At 69.5% G+C, this 14,271-nt stretch carries 14 protein-coding genes; 5 read left to right on the forward strand and 9 right to left on the reverse strand.

Features of this window, described 5'->3' with window-relative positions:
* Positions 1-684, reverse strand: coding sequence for a hypothetical protein (locus tag BLU77_RS10530; protein ID WP_089771127.1), 684 nt, complete (start codon positions 682-684; stop codon positions 1-3).
* The gene (locus BLU77_RS10535) at positions 681-1,259 is read right to left on the reverse strand and encodes an RNA polymerase sigma factor (protein WP_217632331.1); all 579 of its coding nucleotides are present in this window, start codon (positions 1,257-1,259) and stop codon (positions 681-683) included. Before BLU77_RS10535 ends, BLU77_RS10530 begins: the two co-directional genes overlap by 4 nt.
* A gap of 158 nt (positions 1,260-1,417) precedes the next feature.
* On the opposite strand from BLU77_RS10535, the gene BLU77_RS10540 reads away from it, so the two are divergent.
* Together BLU77_RS10540 and BLU77_RS10545 are read left to right on the forward strand one after the other, a co-directional pair.
* Positions 1,418-1,966: a COG4315 family predicted lipoprotein gene (locus BLU77_RS10540; RefSeq protein WP_139177734.1), complete on the forward strand. Its 549-nt coding sequence runs from the start codon at positions 1,418-1,420 to the stop codon at positions 1,964-1,966.
* Positions 1,967-2,094: 128 nt separating this feature from the next.
* Positions 2,095-2,397 carry a DUF6221 family protein gene (locus BLU77_RS10545; protein ID WP_089771125.1) on the forward strand — a complete coding sequence of 101 codons (303 nt, stop codon included), beginning with the start codon at positions 2,095-2,097 and terminating at the stop codon, positions 2,395-2,397.
* 67 nt (positions 2,398-2,464) lie between these two features.
* Here BLU77_RS10545 and BLU77_RS10550 read toward each other — a convergent pair whose 3' ends face one another.
* Positions 2,465-3,319: a Rossmann-fold NAD(P)-binding domain-containing protein gene (locus tag BLU77_RS10550; protein WP_089773143.1), complete on the reverse strand. Its 855-nt coding sequence runs from the start codon at positions 3,317-3,319 to the stop codon at positions 2,465-2,467.
* Positions 3,320-3,399: 80 nt separating this feature from the next.
* Between BLU77_RS10550 and BLU77_RS10555 the strand changes: the two genes are divergently transcribed.
* Positions 3,400-4,344, forward strand: coding sequence for an AraC family transcriptional regulator (locus BLU77_RS10555; RefSeq protein ID WP_089773144.1), 945 nt, complete (start codon positions 3,400-3,402; stop codon positions 4,342-4,344).
* On the opposite strand, the gene BLU77_RS10560 is transcribed toward BLU77_RS10555, so the two are convergent.
* Complete coding sequence (locus tag BLU77_RS10560) at positions 4,280-4,735, reverse strand: DoxX family protein (protein ID WP_245708811.1); 456 nt, start codon at positions 4,733-4,735, stop codon at positions 4,280-4,282. The two genes, BLU77_RS10555 and BLU77_RS10560, sit on opposite strands and share 65 nt — an antisense overlap.
* 170 nt (positions 4,736-4,905) lie before the next feature.
* Between BLU77_RS10560 and BLU77_RS10565 the strand changes: the two genes are divergently transcribed.
* Complete coding sequence (locus BLU77_RS10565; protein ID WP_139177735.1) at positions 4,906-5,508, forward strand: hypothetical protein; 603 nt, start codon at positions 4,906-4,908, stop codon at positions 5,506-5,508.
* 50 nt (positions 5,509-5,558) lie between these two features.
* Here BLU77_RS10565 and BLU77_RS10570 read toward each other — a convergent pair whose 3' ends face one another.
* Entirely contained in the window at positions 5,559-6,386 is an 828-nt protein-coding gene (locus BLU77_RS10570; protein WP_089773146.1) for a type IV toxin-antitoxin system AbiEi family antitoxin domain-containing protein, read from the reverse strand.
* A gap of 136 nt (positions 6,387-6,522) precedes the next feature.
* On the reverse strand, positions 6,523-6,891 hold the full coding sequence (locus BLU77_RS10575; RefSeq protein ID WP_089773147.1) for a hypothetical protein: 369 nt from the start codon (positions 6,889-6,891) through the stop codon (positions 6,523-6,525).
* Positions 6,892-6,908: 17 nt separating this feature from the next.
* On the opposite strand from BLU77_RS10575, the gene BLU77_RS10580 reads away from it, so the two are divergent.
* On the forward strand, positions 6,909-7,370 hold the full coding sequence (locus BLU77_RS10580; protein ID WP_245708812.1) for a hypothetical protein: 462 nt from the start codon (positions 6,909-6,911) through the stop codon (positions 7,368-7,370).
* Between the two features lie 55 nt (positions 7,371-7,425).
* Here the strand turns inward: BLU77_RS10580 and BLU77_RS10585 are convergent, their stop codons facing one another.
* The 3 genes from BLU77_RS10585 to BLU77_RS10595 are packed head-to-tail and all read right to left on the reverse strand — an operon-like array spanning position 7,426 to position 14,079.
* Positions 7,426-8,961, reverse strand: coding sequence for a peptidoglycan-binding protein (locus tag BLU77_RS10585; RefSeq protein WP_089773148.1), 1,536 nt, complete (start codon positions 8,959-8,961; stop codon positions 7,426-7,428).
* A 15-nt stretch (positions 8,962-8,976) separates the two neighbouring features.
* Positions 8,977-11,889, reverse strand: coding sequence for a hypothetical protein (locus BLU77_RS10590; RefSeq protein ID WP_089773149.1), 2,913 nt, complete (start codon positions 11,887-11,889; stop codon positions 8,977-8,979).
* Between the two features lie 27 nt (positions 11,890-11,916).
* Complete coding sequence (locus tag BLU77_RS10595) at positions 11,917-14,079, reverse strand: hypothetical protein (protein ID WP_139177736.1); 2,163 nt, start codon at positions 14,077-14,079, stop codon at positions 11,917-11,919.
* Positions 14,080-14,271: the final 192 nt, after the last annotated feature.

Consider the following 14,271-nt stretch of genomic DNA (forward strand, 5'->3'; position numbering starts at 1 on the left):
TCACAGTTCGGCGCTGGACCACACCTGCCCACTCTCGGCCACCAGATCCACCGACGTGACGCCGTCATCGGCCACGATCCACCGGTTCGGCGAGTCCGCGCTCAGCGCCCACGCTCCCAGGTCCGCCTTCGTACCGTCGGCGTACTCCACGAGGCAGGTGTATTCCACCCCCACGGGTCCCTCGGCCACGTCCACCACGAGCATCGGCCCGTCCGGGCCCCAGCCGCGGGACACCTGCCCGATCCGGGTGCCGTCCGCGGTCAGCAAGGGGGCCGACCACTCGGCGGCGGCTGATGGCGGGGCTTCCGTTCCGCCGTCCAGCAGCGCCACCGCCCCCGCTCCCAGGGCGAGGCCCAACAGCCATGCCGCTGCCACGGCGAAGATGGCCCGACGGCGGCCGCTCGCCCTGGTGCGAGGCGCGCCTCTCCCGGGCTCCCCTGTTCGCTCAGCCCGCAACCGCGCCAGCACGTCGGACTCGAAGTCGGGTCCCGGTGCGTGCCGGGGTACGGCGGGGAGCACCTGCTCGATCGCACCGGCGCGCTCGTCGTAGTCGTGGCGGCAGGCGCTGCACGCGGCCAGGTGGTCACTCACCCGGATACGGGTGTCGGCATCGGCGTGATCGAGCGCCACCTCGATGAGGGCGTCCTCGTCGGGGTGCCACTCGGCGTTCCGGCTGGACGTCATGATCCGCCTCCTTGTTCGGTCTCGACACCTCGTCGTAGTTTCCTGAGCCCGTCACGGATCCGGGTCTTGGCGGTGCCCAGGGGGATCTTCTCCCGCACACTCACCTCCGCGGCCGTACACCCGCCGAGCACGGCCAGCACCACGGCGCGCGCCTGCTCGGGTGAGAGGCGGTGCAGCCGGCGCACCGCACGCTCAGCCTCGACGCGGTGCACGGCCGTCTCCTCCAGGTCCGGCGAGGTGGTCAGTGTGTCCTGCACGAGCCGATCGAGGACGTCGTCCTCGGTGGGAGTGCTGCGCCGGGCCCGTACGGCGTCGATGGCGGCGTTGCGGGCGATGGTGAGGATCCAGGTGAGCACCGAAGCACGCCGTGCGTCGTAACCGCCGGCCGCTCCCCAGGCACGCAAGAACACCTCCTGGCTCACGTCCTCGGCGAGCGCCGCGTCGCGGGTGATGCTCACTGCCATCCCGAACACCGCGCTCTGGAACCGCCGAACGAACGCCGCCGACGCACCGGGATCGTCCACCGCCAGCCCGGCCAGCAGGGCGGCGTCGGCGGCCCGGTCGGCGCGTGACATGGCTCCCATACTTCACGATACGGCTCAGCCCGGGTGGAGGGATTGCCGGTACGCGGATCCCGCTGTTCCTCAGCTCGAGCAATCCCTTCGTCGCCAGCCGACGTACCACTCCTACCGGCCGTTCGGCCGGTGCTGACGCACGACGAGTGGAGAAGACCATGCGACGGACCCGGACCATACTGACGGCGACCCTCATGGGCGCGGGCCTCCTGCTGGCAGGATGCGGCTCCGCCGACGAGGGCGACACGGACGAGGGCGCGGGCGGAGGCTACGGAGGCGGCGCCCCTGCCGAGGAGGAGACAACCGAGGAGGGCGAGGCCACCGAGGAGAGCGGCGAGGAAGGCGACAACGGCGAGATGGCCGCCGCCCCGACTGTCACCACCGCCGAGACCGACCTCGGCACGATCCTGGTCGATGGTGAGGGCATGACCTTGTACATGTTCACCAACGACGAAGAAGGCGTGAGCAACTGCGAGGGCGACTGCCTCGAAGCATGGCCGGCCCTGGAGGGTGAACCGGAGGCGGGCGAAGGTATCGACACGTCGCTGCTCGGCAGCCTCGAACGCTCCGACGGCACGGTCCAGGCCTCGTACAACGGCTGGCCGCTGTACTACTGGGTGCAGGACTCCGCCCCCGGCGACACCACCGGCCAGGGCGTGAACGACGTCTGGTACGTCCTCTCCCCCGAGGGCGAGATCATCGAGTAGCCGGCCGCGGAAGTATCGACGCCTCTCAGGCCACTGGTGCCAGATCTGGCAGCAACTCACTCAGCGCCGTCGATACGTCCACGCGCTGCCGGCAGGAGCGGGTTGGTGGTGCCGTGCGACCATGATGAGTGACCATCACCGAGTTCATCCATGCCCGGATCGACGACGACGAGGCCGCGGCGTTGCGAATCCCGGCCGGAGTGGGCGCTGGCCTGCATCCCTTCGGACGCGAGCGGATTCTCGCCGAGTGCGCAGTCAAACGGGCACTCGTCCAGGAACTGTGGGAGACCGCAGGCCTCTCCGGGAACGAGTTCGGCGCGTTTCGTGACTGGCACGAGCTCGAACGCGTCGGTGAGTACCCCTCAGGGCTACGCCACCTCGCGACTCTCTACTCCGACCACCCCGATTTCCAGGAGACGTGGACACCCTGAGTGCGGCGGGCCAGGGCACCGACGAGGTTGGTTCCACCGTATCCAGATCGGGCCCATGCGGCCTCGCTCATGCCCTAGCCCAAGCCCCGCCGGCCGCCGCCTCGGCCGCGAACTCTTCCAGCGAGCGAGCCGGCCTGCCGAGCACGTCCGCCACGGTGGTGGTCGTGGCGCTGTTGTGCCCGTCGAGCAGGTCCACGAACAGCTCGGCAAGTCCGCGGGCCTCGTCGGTCGGCAGACCTGCCGCTTCGGCCACGGCAGCGAAATCCGCCGCACTCACCTGCTGGTACTGCACGCGATGCCCGGCCGCATCTCCCAGGATCCGGGCGGTCTCCACGAGAGGCACCGCGCGAGGTCCGGTCAGCTCGAGCACCCGCCCCTCGTGCTCGGTGCCCTCCGCCAGCAGGGCTGTCACCACGACGTCGGCGATGTCCTCGGCGTCCAGGAACGGTTCGGCAACGTCGGGCGCGCCCGGCAGCGCCAGCACGCCGTCGATGACTGCTGGGGCGAACGGACCCTCGGTGAAGTTCTGGTCGAAGAACGCGCAGCGCACCACTGTGCCAGTGGGCACCAGGTCCAGGAACGCGCGTTCACACTCCTGCGCCAGCGGCTCACCACGGCCGGAGAGCAGCACCACCCGCTGCACGCCCCGCTCGGCGAGCGCCGTCGCCACACCCGTGACGGCGTCCCGTGCGCCGGGCAGCGCCAGGTCGGGTTGGTAGGTCAGGTAGGCGGCTGCCACACCGTCGACGGCGGCCGGCCAGGTGTGTGGGTTGGTCCAGTCGAAGGGATGGTCACCGGAGCGGGAGGCGCTCCGGACAAGGTGCCCGGCCGAAGTGAGCCTGGCCGCGACCCGGCGGCCGGTCTTGCCGTGCGCGCCGGTGATGAGGATCGTTCCTGCGAGGGTCTGCACTGTGGTGTCCATGTCTTCATCTCAGCGGCTCCAATCAAGACGATCCATGGGCAGAACGGTCAATGGCATACGTGATCGTCTAACATCAGGGAATGGACGCCCTCTCCGCACTGCTGGACGGCCCCCGCGCTCGGGGCGCCTTCGTGCTCCGATGCCTGCTCGACGCACCGTGGTCGATCCGCGTCGGTGACGAGGCACCGTTGGCGCTGGTGGCGATGGCACGTGGTCGCGCGTGGGTGACCTTCGACGGAGAGGATCCGCTCGAGCTGGTACCGGGTGACGTGTTGCTGGTCAAGGGTCCGGATCACTACACGGTCTCCGACTCCCCCGGTCGTGACCCGGTGGTGTTCGTGGACACGGACGAGGTCTGCCGGGACGCGGCGGGCGCCTCGCTCGCCGAGGAGATGCTGCTGGGAGCACGAACCTGGGGGAACTCGGTCACCGGGGAGACAGCCTTCGTGATCGCTTGCTACGACCTGCGCGGCCAGGTGACGCCGCGGCTGCTGGATGCCCTGCCACGCACCGTGCGGGTGCCGGTCGGCAGCGGATCCGCCCTCATGGACGTGCTGCACACCGAGGTGAACCAGGAGGCGCTCGGGCAGCAGGTGGTGCTGGACCGGATCGTCGATCTGGTGCTGGTGCAGACGCTGCGCACCTGGTTCGCCGACCCCACCGTCGACGCGCCCCGCTGGTGGCAGGCGAGCGCCGACCCGGTGGTGGGTCCGGCGATCCGTGCCCTGCAGACGAACCCGGCCCGACCGTGGACCATCGATGCCCTGGCGCGCTCTGTCGGGGTGTCCCGCGCGACGCTCGCGCGCCGGTTCACCGACCTGGTCGGCGAGCCGCCGATGACCTATCTCACCGGTTGGCGGCTCACCCTCGCCGCCGATCTGCTCCGTGGCAGCGACGAGACCCTCGCGGCCGTCGCCCGCCGGGTGGGGTACGGAACGGCCTTCTCGTTCAGCAGTGCGTTCAAGCGCCGCTACGGGGTGAGTCCGCAGACCTTTCGCCGTTCCGACGTCCTCGTTCCGGCGTGATCCCGACCGGGTCGGTCCGGCCGGCCCGCAGCGCGATCCGGATCACCGGCACCTGGAGCGGGAGCCGCGCCACCGAGACGGCGAACCGCACCCAGGAGCCCGCGTCACCGTGCCGCCACGCCCAGCTCGCCAGGTCCGCGCTCATCTGCATGTTCGCCGGCCACACCGCGACCAGTAGCGCGGCACTGGTCCACCCGGCTACCCGGCGGGTGCGCGGATGCAGCAGCCCTGCCGCACAACTACACTCCGCCACGCCCGAGAGGATCACCAGCTCCCGCTTCCAGCGCCGCAGCGGCGCCGGGATGATCGACTCGAAGAGCCCAGGGCGCATCAGGTGCAACACACCGGAGACCGCGAACGGTCCGATCACGGCCCACAACTCACGTCGCACGCGAGCCAGCCTGGCACACGGCGCTCAGGGCGTGGTGGCGATCGGCATCCAGACCCGCATCGACGACGGGCCCGGTTCCCCCAGGAGTGCCGGCTGGCGATCCGCAGGTTCCACAGTGGCGGACTGATCACCGCAACCGGTGGGAGAATCGCCATCATGGGAGGTCACTGATGCGGATGCGGATCCTGCTGCTGGTCTGGGGTGGACTGATGCTCACCTGGTTGGGTGCGGCCGTCTTCGGCTGGGGCAACGTCGAGACCGGTTCATCCCGACCACTGGTGCAGATCAGCAGCGCAACCAGCCTGGTGCCCAACGACATCCAGGCTCAGGTCTCTCCCGAGTACTACCTCGCCGAGGGCCATCTCCTGGTGCTGATCGCTGCCTCTGCGCTGAGCGTGCTGTTGCCCCTGCGCGCGAAGGCGCTGCGGATCCTGGCCGGGCTGGCCTACGTGGCCACCGGCGGGTACCTGGGCTACACCGCGTGGTCGGGCAGCCCACCGGCCGAGATCGGCACGATGGTGGGATACGTCGTGGCCGGGTCGTTGGTGCTGGCCGGGTTGCTGTTCTTCGCGGACCGGCGCGGGGGCGTCGGCGTGGTAGCCGGGATCGCGGCGCTGGCAGGTGCGGCCTGGAACACCCACGCTGTGGTGCTGGTGGCCTTGCCCGGCCGCCCGGGCCTGGGCGCGGTGTGCCTGACCGTGGGCTACCTGCTGGTGGCAGCGGGGGCGTTTGGTGCGCTGGGTGACCGAGCCCGCAAGAATCGACGATCCTGAGCACATTGCTGCCGAATGTGGCGGCAGCGTGCCCGGGCCCGTCGATAGTTTCACGCTTGCCGCGGCCATCGTCGGTGCTGACGAGTGGCGAGCATGGCGGCTAGCTGATCCCGGGTGTCGTCCCAGTCGCGCCAGACCTGGGAGTAGCTCAACCGAGTGATCCGATACCCCATGCGTGAGGCGGGGAGGTCGCGCCGCCGGTCGTTCTCGTAGTTTCGCAGCGCGGTGTGGTGCGCCTTGCTGTCAGCCTCGACGATCCAGGAGCGTCCGACCACGAAGTCCACCCGGCCGACGCCGTCGATCTCGACCTGCTGCCGGAAGCTGACTCGGCGGCTGCGGAACCACCGTGCAAGCCTGGTCTCCGTGCCGGACTCGCTGCGGAGCGAGAGCACTCCGATCTTTCGCCGAATCGTCCTCGGGACGCTCTCGAAGAGGGCGGGCAGATCCGCCACGGTGAGATGACCGCTGTTGAGGGCCGACTCAAAGAGGACAGCGGCGCCCTCGGGAGGCAGGCACTGCGTGGCGTGCTGCAAGCACAACCCGAGCGATGCGACGGGACCTTGTTCCGGCCATGCGTCCAGATACGGGCCATGCCGGGAGTGGCCCAGCGGAACGGCACCCCGCCGGGCGTACACGTGCAGCCCCTCGAACGGCGGCACCCAGAGGCCGTGGAAGCGGGCGGCTGAGAGACATGTGAGGCGCGCACCGGCCTGGATCGCCGCCACCGCGTCCGGATCCGCGTCATAGGTGGCGTACCACCCGTGCGCGATGCGGCGCAGCTGACCGACCTCACACCGCCGTCGGAGCTCTGTCGAGCCGATTCCGCTGGCTTTCAACTGGCTCCAGGAGTGCAGACCGTGATCGGGTACGTCGCGCATACCCACCAGGCTGCCCGCAGCGCCCGCGCGCCGGGAGGGGGTGTGGATAACCTCCGGGTGGAACTATCGACGGTCCTGGACACACTGTCGCCACAATCGGCAGCAATGTGCTCAGGAGCGTCGATACTTGCAGCGGTCAGGAGTTGGGGTCGCGGTACTTCGACATCGGGTCCGGGTCGCCGACCGAGTTGATGCCGGACCTGTCGCTGTAACTGACGTCGCCGGACTCCCCGGTCGACGGGTGCGGTGCCTGCCCCGGGACGGTGGGCCGGAGCCCCTGACGTTGCTGGGCCGCCTGGACGCTGCGGATCTTCCAGACCAGCACCACCGCACCGATCAAGGCGGTCACGATGAGCACGGGCAACATCACATCGATCGTGATGATGTCGAGCACCATCGCCAGGATGACCGCAGCGAACACCGTGCCCTCGATGAGGGCGAACCGGACGAAGAAACGAGAGAGTTGCTGGCCCACGTCAGGCCCACCCGGATTCTGGTAACCCATAGCTCTATGGTCTCACTATGCGTGCGAATCGTCATCTGTGGATGCGGATCCGTCATGCGGCGAACTGGGTCAACTTGTCCACGCCGCTCGGCCTGGTCGTCGCGCGAGCCGGCGGCGCCCGACGGCGTCCCGGACCCTGGCTGCTGACCCTCGCCGAGGGCTACCGGTGGCCTTTCCCCACGGGCGGCGCGTTCACCGTGGGGGACGTGGTCATCACCCGGTCCACGATCACCCAGCTGCAGCGCCGTCACCCGCACATGCTCCGGCACGAAGAGGTGCACTCCCGGCAGTGGGCGTACTGTCTCGGCCTGCCGTTCCTCCCGCTGTACTGCGCGGCGATGGGGTGGTCGTGGCTGCGCACCGGGGACCGTGCTGCTCGCTGCTTCTTCGAGCGGCAGGCGGGCCTGGCCGACGGTGGGTACCGGGACCTGCCCCCGCGGAAGATTCGCACCCCGTGGCAGAACTATCGACGGTCCTGAGTGCCGTACTGCCAGATCTCGCAGCAGATCGCTCAGGAGCGTCGATAGTTGCGGGCTATCCCAGGGCGGCCCAGGTGGCCGGTCCGACCACGCCATCGGCTGTCAGACCGTGGCTGCTCTGGAAGCTGCGGACCGCTGAGAGGGTACGCGGTCCGAACTGGCCGTCGGCGGTCATGTTCTGTCCCCAGGCGATGAGCCGGTTCTGGAGGTAGACGACATCCTCGCCGCTGGCGCCGTAGCGAAGGGTGGGTCGGGGCTGGGTGGGCTGCTGACCGCCAGGTTGCTGGCCTCCGCCAGGTTGCTGACCGCCAGGTTGCTGGCCTCCTCCGGGCTGCTGACCGCCAGGTTGCTGGCCTCCTCCCGGCTGGCCACCACCAGACTGTCCACCACCGGGCTGGCCCCCTCCGGACTGACCACCACCCGGCTGACCACCACCAGGCTGACCACCACCAGGCTGCCCGCCACCTGGCTGCTGACCGGCCCCTTCCAACGCCGACCAGGTCGCCGGCCCCACCACCCCATCGGCGGTGAGCCCCCGTGCCGACTGGAACTCCCGCACGGCGTTCTGCGTGCCGTACCCGAAGATGCCATCCACGCTCACCGAGTGCCCCAGCTCACTGAGCCGCTGCTGCAGGTACTCCACATCGGCTCCGCGGGACCACAGCCGGACGGTGGGCCGGTTCGTCACCGGTGTGCCACCAGTCCCGCCACCGCCTCCCCCAGTCCCTCCACCGGTGCCGCTCGGCGGCGCCACGGTGAATGGCTGCTGCGCCTGATAGCCGGCCGACGCCCCGAGCAGGAAGTAGTTCGGGGTCTGGTCGGGCGGCATGAGCTCAACGATCTTGCGATGGAAGGTCGGGTAGTCCCCCGGGAAGGCGCCCTGGGCATACACCTGCAGCAGCTTCTCGGTGAACAGCCCGTTCACGTCCCCGTCGGCGGAGAGCTGGTTGTCCTGGCACCCACTGATCAGGATGAGCTCAGACGCGATCGACCGGCTCTCACTGGGTCCGGCGAGGTTCTTCACGAACTGATAGGTGCCCTCCCGAGCCTCGTAGTCGCGCATCTGCACGTCCATCGGCATCCGCCGCATCCGAGCCCGCGGGGTCCACTGCTCCACCGGCCGCAACTGGGCTCGTGCCCCCGGCTCGATCTCCGGTGCCATCACCATCCTGGCCACGGTTCCGCTGTGGCAGGAGTCGCTGGTCACCAGCACTCGCACGCCGGCTCGGAACTGGGAGTACATCTGGTGCAGTTCGTCGTCGACCACCTGGCGATCCCAGGCCACCCAGGTCTCGTCCTGGCCGTCGTCCTCGTCCCCGGTGCTGTCCGGGACCTGGCCGCCGTGACCGGAATAGGTGATCAGGCAGATGTCGCCGGCGACGGCGGTTCTCGCCAACCGCCCGAGCTCACCGATGATGGCTTGTGACGTGGCCTGCGCGTCGTGCAGGCGAGCGGCCTGATAGCCGTGGGAGAGCGCGATCTGCTCCATCGCGTTCGCGTCGTTGATGCACCCGGCGAGCTCGCCGTCCCAGCCGCCGTAGGCGTTCGGGTCGACGTAGTTGAGGCCGATGTGCAGTGAGTATCCGGACATGGTGGATCCCTTTCTCTAGGTGTTCTGTGCCGGGTCGATCGGGACGAGCGCCCCCTGGGACCGCATCGCCCAGGTACGTGTCGGCGTGGATGTCCGCGACCCGTCGTCGGCGAGGTGGTGCACCTCGTAGGTGAGCTGCGGGTCGGCGATATAGCTGGTCAGCGGCAGGTGCAGCCGCACCTCGGCCTGCCGGGCGGTGTCGGTGAGGGTCACCGCCGGCAGGTCCCTGCCCTCGAAATGCGCCGTCACCTCGAGCCCGGCCGCACCGGCGGTCGAGGGCTTGGCCGTGGTCACGAACACCACACCCACCTCGAGATCCTCGATGTAGGCCCGCACCTCCTCGATCGGGTGCCCGGCCGAGGAGAGGGAGTACACCGGGAGCATCCCGGGGTCGCTGTCCTCGCTGGTCACCACGATCTGCTCACCGGGATCGATGACGGCGTCCACGGCGGTCACGGCCACGCCGTCCCGTTCCAGCCCGGTCACCGCGACCGGGATCGCTACCTCGTTCGTGATCCGTTGGGAGCCCCGATCCGGTTGCACGGTCAGGGGGCCGGCCTCGAACGGACCGGTGATGGCCGCCGTCGAGATCGTCACGTCTGAGGCGGCACGGACACCGCCCGGCAGTGGCCAGGTGACCGAGCCGCGTAGCCCGCCCCGGTCCAGCAGTGTCTTCAGCGCCATGAAGCCCGCGATATCGCTCTCGCAGACCAGGTCGAATCCGGAGGAGGTGGCCGCCCAGTCCACGGTGACGCTGCCGGGCGCGACCACGGTGAGGGCCGGCTCGTGATGGGTGTCCTCGGGCAGCTCCAACCGGGGCTGGGGGTGCAGCTCACGCAGCTCGGCGAGGATCCGTGCCCGCACGAACCGGGGCAGGTCCGGCTGCAACCCGATCGCGACGATGCACCGCATCTGGGTGGGGTTGTCGATGTCGATGGTGGAGTGCACGAGCAGCTGCGGGGCGTAGGGCCGTGCGCCGTCTGGTTCGCTCCATCCCACTGTGTACCGGTCCGGGACCACGAGGAACGTGCCGGGGGTGCGCAGGGATCGCATCACAGCGGCCCACCCGTCCGCTGCCGCCACCTCGACCGGCTCGTATGTCTTGTACTCGATCTGACCGAGTTGCATCGCCGGTTGGCACCCGATCGCGGTGGACTCACCGTCGGTGCTGGAGCGGTAGAGATCACCGTGGGTCGCACACGGCACCACGAGATCCACGCGGTCCAGCGCGACCAGCTGTTCCCAGACGTCCTGCACGTTCAGCACGGCGGTGGCCTCGGTGAGCTGGTGCTGCAGGGTCGGTGAGATCGTCGCGCCGGCGAGGGAATGCATCGCCGGGATCTTCGGGGTGCTCGAGCGGGTGCGTCGGGCGGCGAGCGAGCTGATCTTCGTGATGCCGGCCAACGTCCCGGGCGTCCACGTGGTGCCGGACGTCTTGCGCCATCCGTGGAAGGTCGTGGTGGCCACGATCTGCGGCGGTTCGGACTGGAACCCGGGGGTGGACAGCGCCCCGTAGGCGAGCCGCGCCCAGGTGTCGCGCAGCCGGAAGGTGAGCGTGGTGCTGGCGTCGTCGTGGCTGATCGTCTCGGCGGCGAACAGTTCGCGCCGGGTCTGGCTGTGCTCGTCCACGAACGGGATCCGGAGCCGGTACTCGGTCTCGGCGTCGGGCACCACGTTCAGCTCCTCGGTACTGCCGGCGGCCTCCTCGGAGGGACCCCGCTCGAGCCGGACGGTGACGGTGGCGGCGATGGAGGGCCGCCCGTCTAGATCGTGGCCGGGTTCGCTGGTGATCTCGAACCGGAACGGACTCTGCGCAAGGTCGGCTACGGTCTCCGGCACGGTGAGCCGATGCCGGCGCACGTACCAGCGCTTGCCGAGCGTCCAGCGGTCCTGCCACCAGTCGCGGTCCACGGTGCCGCTGTCCCGTCCCACGTCCGGACCGGGTCGGCGCCGGATGGGGTTCAGCTCGATCAGGTCCAGCGGCTGCACGGTCAGCTCGGCCGTGTGCGCCGAGGCGAGGGTCGCGACGGTCGAGGCCGGCGGCCGGGCCACCACTCCTGGGCGCAGTGCCGCGGCGATGCTCTGCAGCCCACCCCCGGCAGCGGTGACCTTCAAGGTGGTGGCGAGCCCCGCCGTCGGGCCTCGGGTGCTGCGTGCCCGCCGCAGGGGCAGCAGAGGCCGCACCTCCCCTCCCCCGGCGACCACCACATGCACGTTCTCGTGCATGTCCGCCTCGATCAGCTCGGTGAGCGGCAGCGTGCGGTGCTGCGGGGGCGGCGCACTGACATCCGAGGTGAGGGACGTCGTCACCGTCATGTCGGGTGGGCGTGTCCGGCTCAGGCGACGGTCGCCGTCGTCGGTCAGCTCCAGCACCCAACGCCCTGCCGTGACCAGGGCGCCCACCACGGCCTCGGGTGACTGGCCGCCGTCAGAGATCGCACCGGCCTCCCGCAGTGCGGGGACCGCGCCGAGCAGGTCGGCGTGACGGAACACCCGCCCGACGGCGGCCCTCGCCTCGAGCACGTCCCACACCATGGCCAGGTGCACAGTGAGCGGGACCGGCGGAGCACCCTGGGGCGGTAGGTCCACCTCAGCACCCACCCGCAGTGCCGGCGCTCCGGACAGGACCGACTCCATGGCGGCCACCGCGTCGCTGCCAGTGAGCGTGGCCTCCAGGGCCACCGTGCCGAACGGGTCGGTGGACGCCTGCTCGGCGAGCAGCTGATCCTGCTCGCCGAGCAGCACGATGTGGCAGCCCCGGATCGTCGTGGCCTGGTCGGTGCCGGCTGCGAGGGTGAGGGCGAGGGTGGCGGACTCGACCAGGTCGGTGAGGCGTTCGTCCGGCTCGGGCGGGCGCCGGAGCAGGAACGTCGCCGAGAACACCGGGCGGTCGGCCTGGTCGCGCAGCACGGTCAGAGTGGCAGCCATGTCTCTCGCTCCTCGTTCCTGGTGCCGTCAGACCGTGTACTCGAGGTACTGGGCGGGCGGACCGCTACGGGTGGTGCGGGCCTGCTCCCCGTCCGCTGCGCCGTCGGGGGCCTCCCGGGAGGCCAGCTCACGGAGCTTGCCGATGCGCTCCTCCGGCAGGTAGCGCACACCGCGCACCGGGTCCGGCTGGGGGACGTTCACCACGAGCGGGCCGTTGCCGCTGCTGTACTCCCAGTCGCCGGACCACGAGCGCCCGGGCTCGAACAGGGTGCCCTTGACGGTCACGTGCACCCGGTAGCGGTAGAAGGGGCGAAACTCGGGGTCGGAGGTGAACACGGTCCAGAACCGGTCGGTGTCCAGATCGTCCTCGCCCCAGGAGAAACGCACCGAGGGGCGGCCGAGGGGTTCGCGGGTGTCCGGGTCGACGGGCTCGAACTCGGCCTCGACCTTCTGGGTGTTGTCGGTGAGGACCACACCCAGCTCGACCGGCCCGACGGCGAGGCGGCCGGCCGTATCGGCGCGGACCTCCAGCGTGGTGTCGTTGAGCAGCTGCCCGTTGGGTTCGGGGTCGAGATCGAGGACGTTGTTGTCGATCTGCACGCGACGGTAGGGGTCGGAGGCCTCGCTGGGCGGCTCGGCCAGGTGCACCTTGCGCTTGACGAAGGTCTTGTCCGGGGACCAGTCCTCCGGGGCGTTCGCCACGTCGGAGGCGACCTTCTGCGCCGTCTGGTACTTCCAGGATCCGTCCTCTCCCTCCAGTCCGGCGAAGCTGTGCCCCTCCCACTGGATCTCACCGCTGGTGTTCGGGTAGCCGACCTGCACGCTGAGGAACTCGACGTTGCCGTCCTCCCAGGCGGCCACCGGGCGCACCACACGGGCGAGCTTGCGGGGCCAGTCGTCGAGATAGACGGTGAGGAAGTACTTCTTCTCCGCCTCGGGGTCGGCTTTGATCTCGTCGAACATCCCGGCCATCGAGCTGGAGATGGTGTGATCCTGCAGGTAGGCGAACTGCTGGGTCTCGTGGTACTCGAGGTTCAGGCGGGTGGTGTCGCGGCGGTACTTCAGCGCCACGCCCACACCCCACGGAGTGAAGGAACCGGAGTCCGCCTCGGCCGCTTCGACCTCGGGGGGTGGCGGGTCGAAGATCATGCCCTTGGCCTGCTCCATGAACTTCTCGTAGACGAGATTGGACTTCTCGTCGAGGCGGCGGGCGATCTCCTCGGACCCGGGCAGCGTGGTGTCGACCTTGAGATCAACGGTGATGGTGCCGTTCGTGCGCATGTTGTTGAACTCGGCCTGGATGTCGGCCGAGGCCCAGAAGGCACGACCCGAGGCGGCGGCCGAGAAGTGCTCGAAGACGCGGTCCCAGTTGCCGACGATGTCCAGGGTCACCACCGGGGACCACACCTTGAGCTTGTAGTTCTGGATGACGATCAGCGGGGACGCGGTGCCGTGGAAGGCCTCCCAGCAGATCGCGGCCGGGTAGGCGCCGATGAGGCCGCTGAAGGCGTGCGTGCCGGTGGGCACGATGGAGCCCTTGCCGTTGCCGTGCATCTGCCAGTACCAGGGGTCAAGGTTGGAGCCGCTGCCGCCGGTGAGGACGGGGCTGCCGTCCTCGGCGACCGGGGGCGGGCCGGACTCGTCCCGGGTGCGGGTCAGCTGGGGCCGCCCAGCGGTGCCGCGGTAGGTGAACCGGGACCCGCCGGCGCTCGGCAGCGTGGGCAGGCCGCGGGAGGTGGGCGAGACGTTGGAGACCGACGTGATGTTCTCGGTGATGATCGCCGGGCGGAAGGTGGGTTCCTTGCGGCGGCCCTTCAGCCCCCAGAACACGTCCTCGCTCTCGGCGTACTTAGCGACGATCTGCTCCTCGGCCTGACGGCGCACGTGCTCCGGGATCGCCCCGGTCACGGAGAAGCTGAGCACACCGCCGGCGACCTCGCCGGGTGAGCCGATGACTGCCTCCCCGCCGGTACCGGAGAAGCGGATCAGGTTGAACAGGTAGTCGCCCGAGTCCGGCCCGTCCTTACGGGCCATCCGCACGATGTTCGGGATGTAGTAGAAGACGGGCGATTCGCCCTGCCTGATCAGTTCCTGCTGGTTCACGTCGGGCAGATACAGCACGTCGTACCCACCGCTGACGATCGGTTCGGTTCCCCCGGCGTAGGTAGGCCCCATGGCTTGAACGGACATGACGTTCCCCAATCTCGGTGACAGGTGGTCGTACCTGCTCATGAGGGGGTCGGGGGCGGCGTGATACAGCCACCGGGTCATCACGCGTGGCGAAGGGCGATCGAGACAGCAACTCAGTCCTACGACGGCGAGCAATCGACCGATTCAACCGGTTGATTTGGTGAGGGAACAACCGCATAGAACACTTTGATC

Source organism: Ruania alba (assembly GCF_900105765.1).
GTDB lineage: Bacteria > Actinomycetota > Actinomycetes > Actinomycetales > Beutenbergiaceae > Ruania > Ruania alba.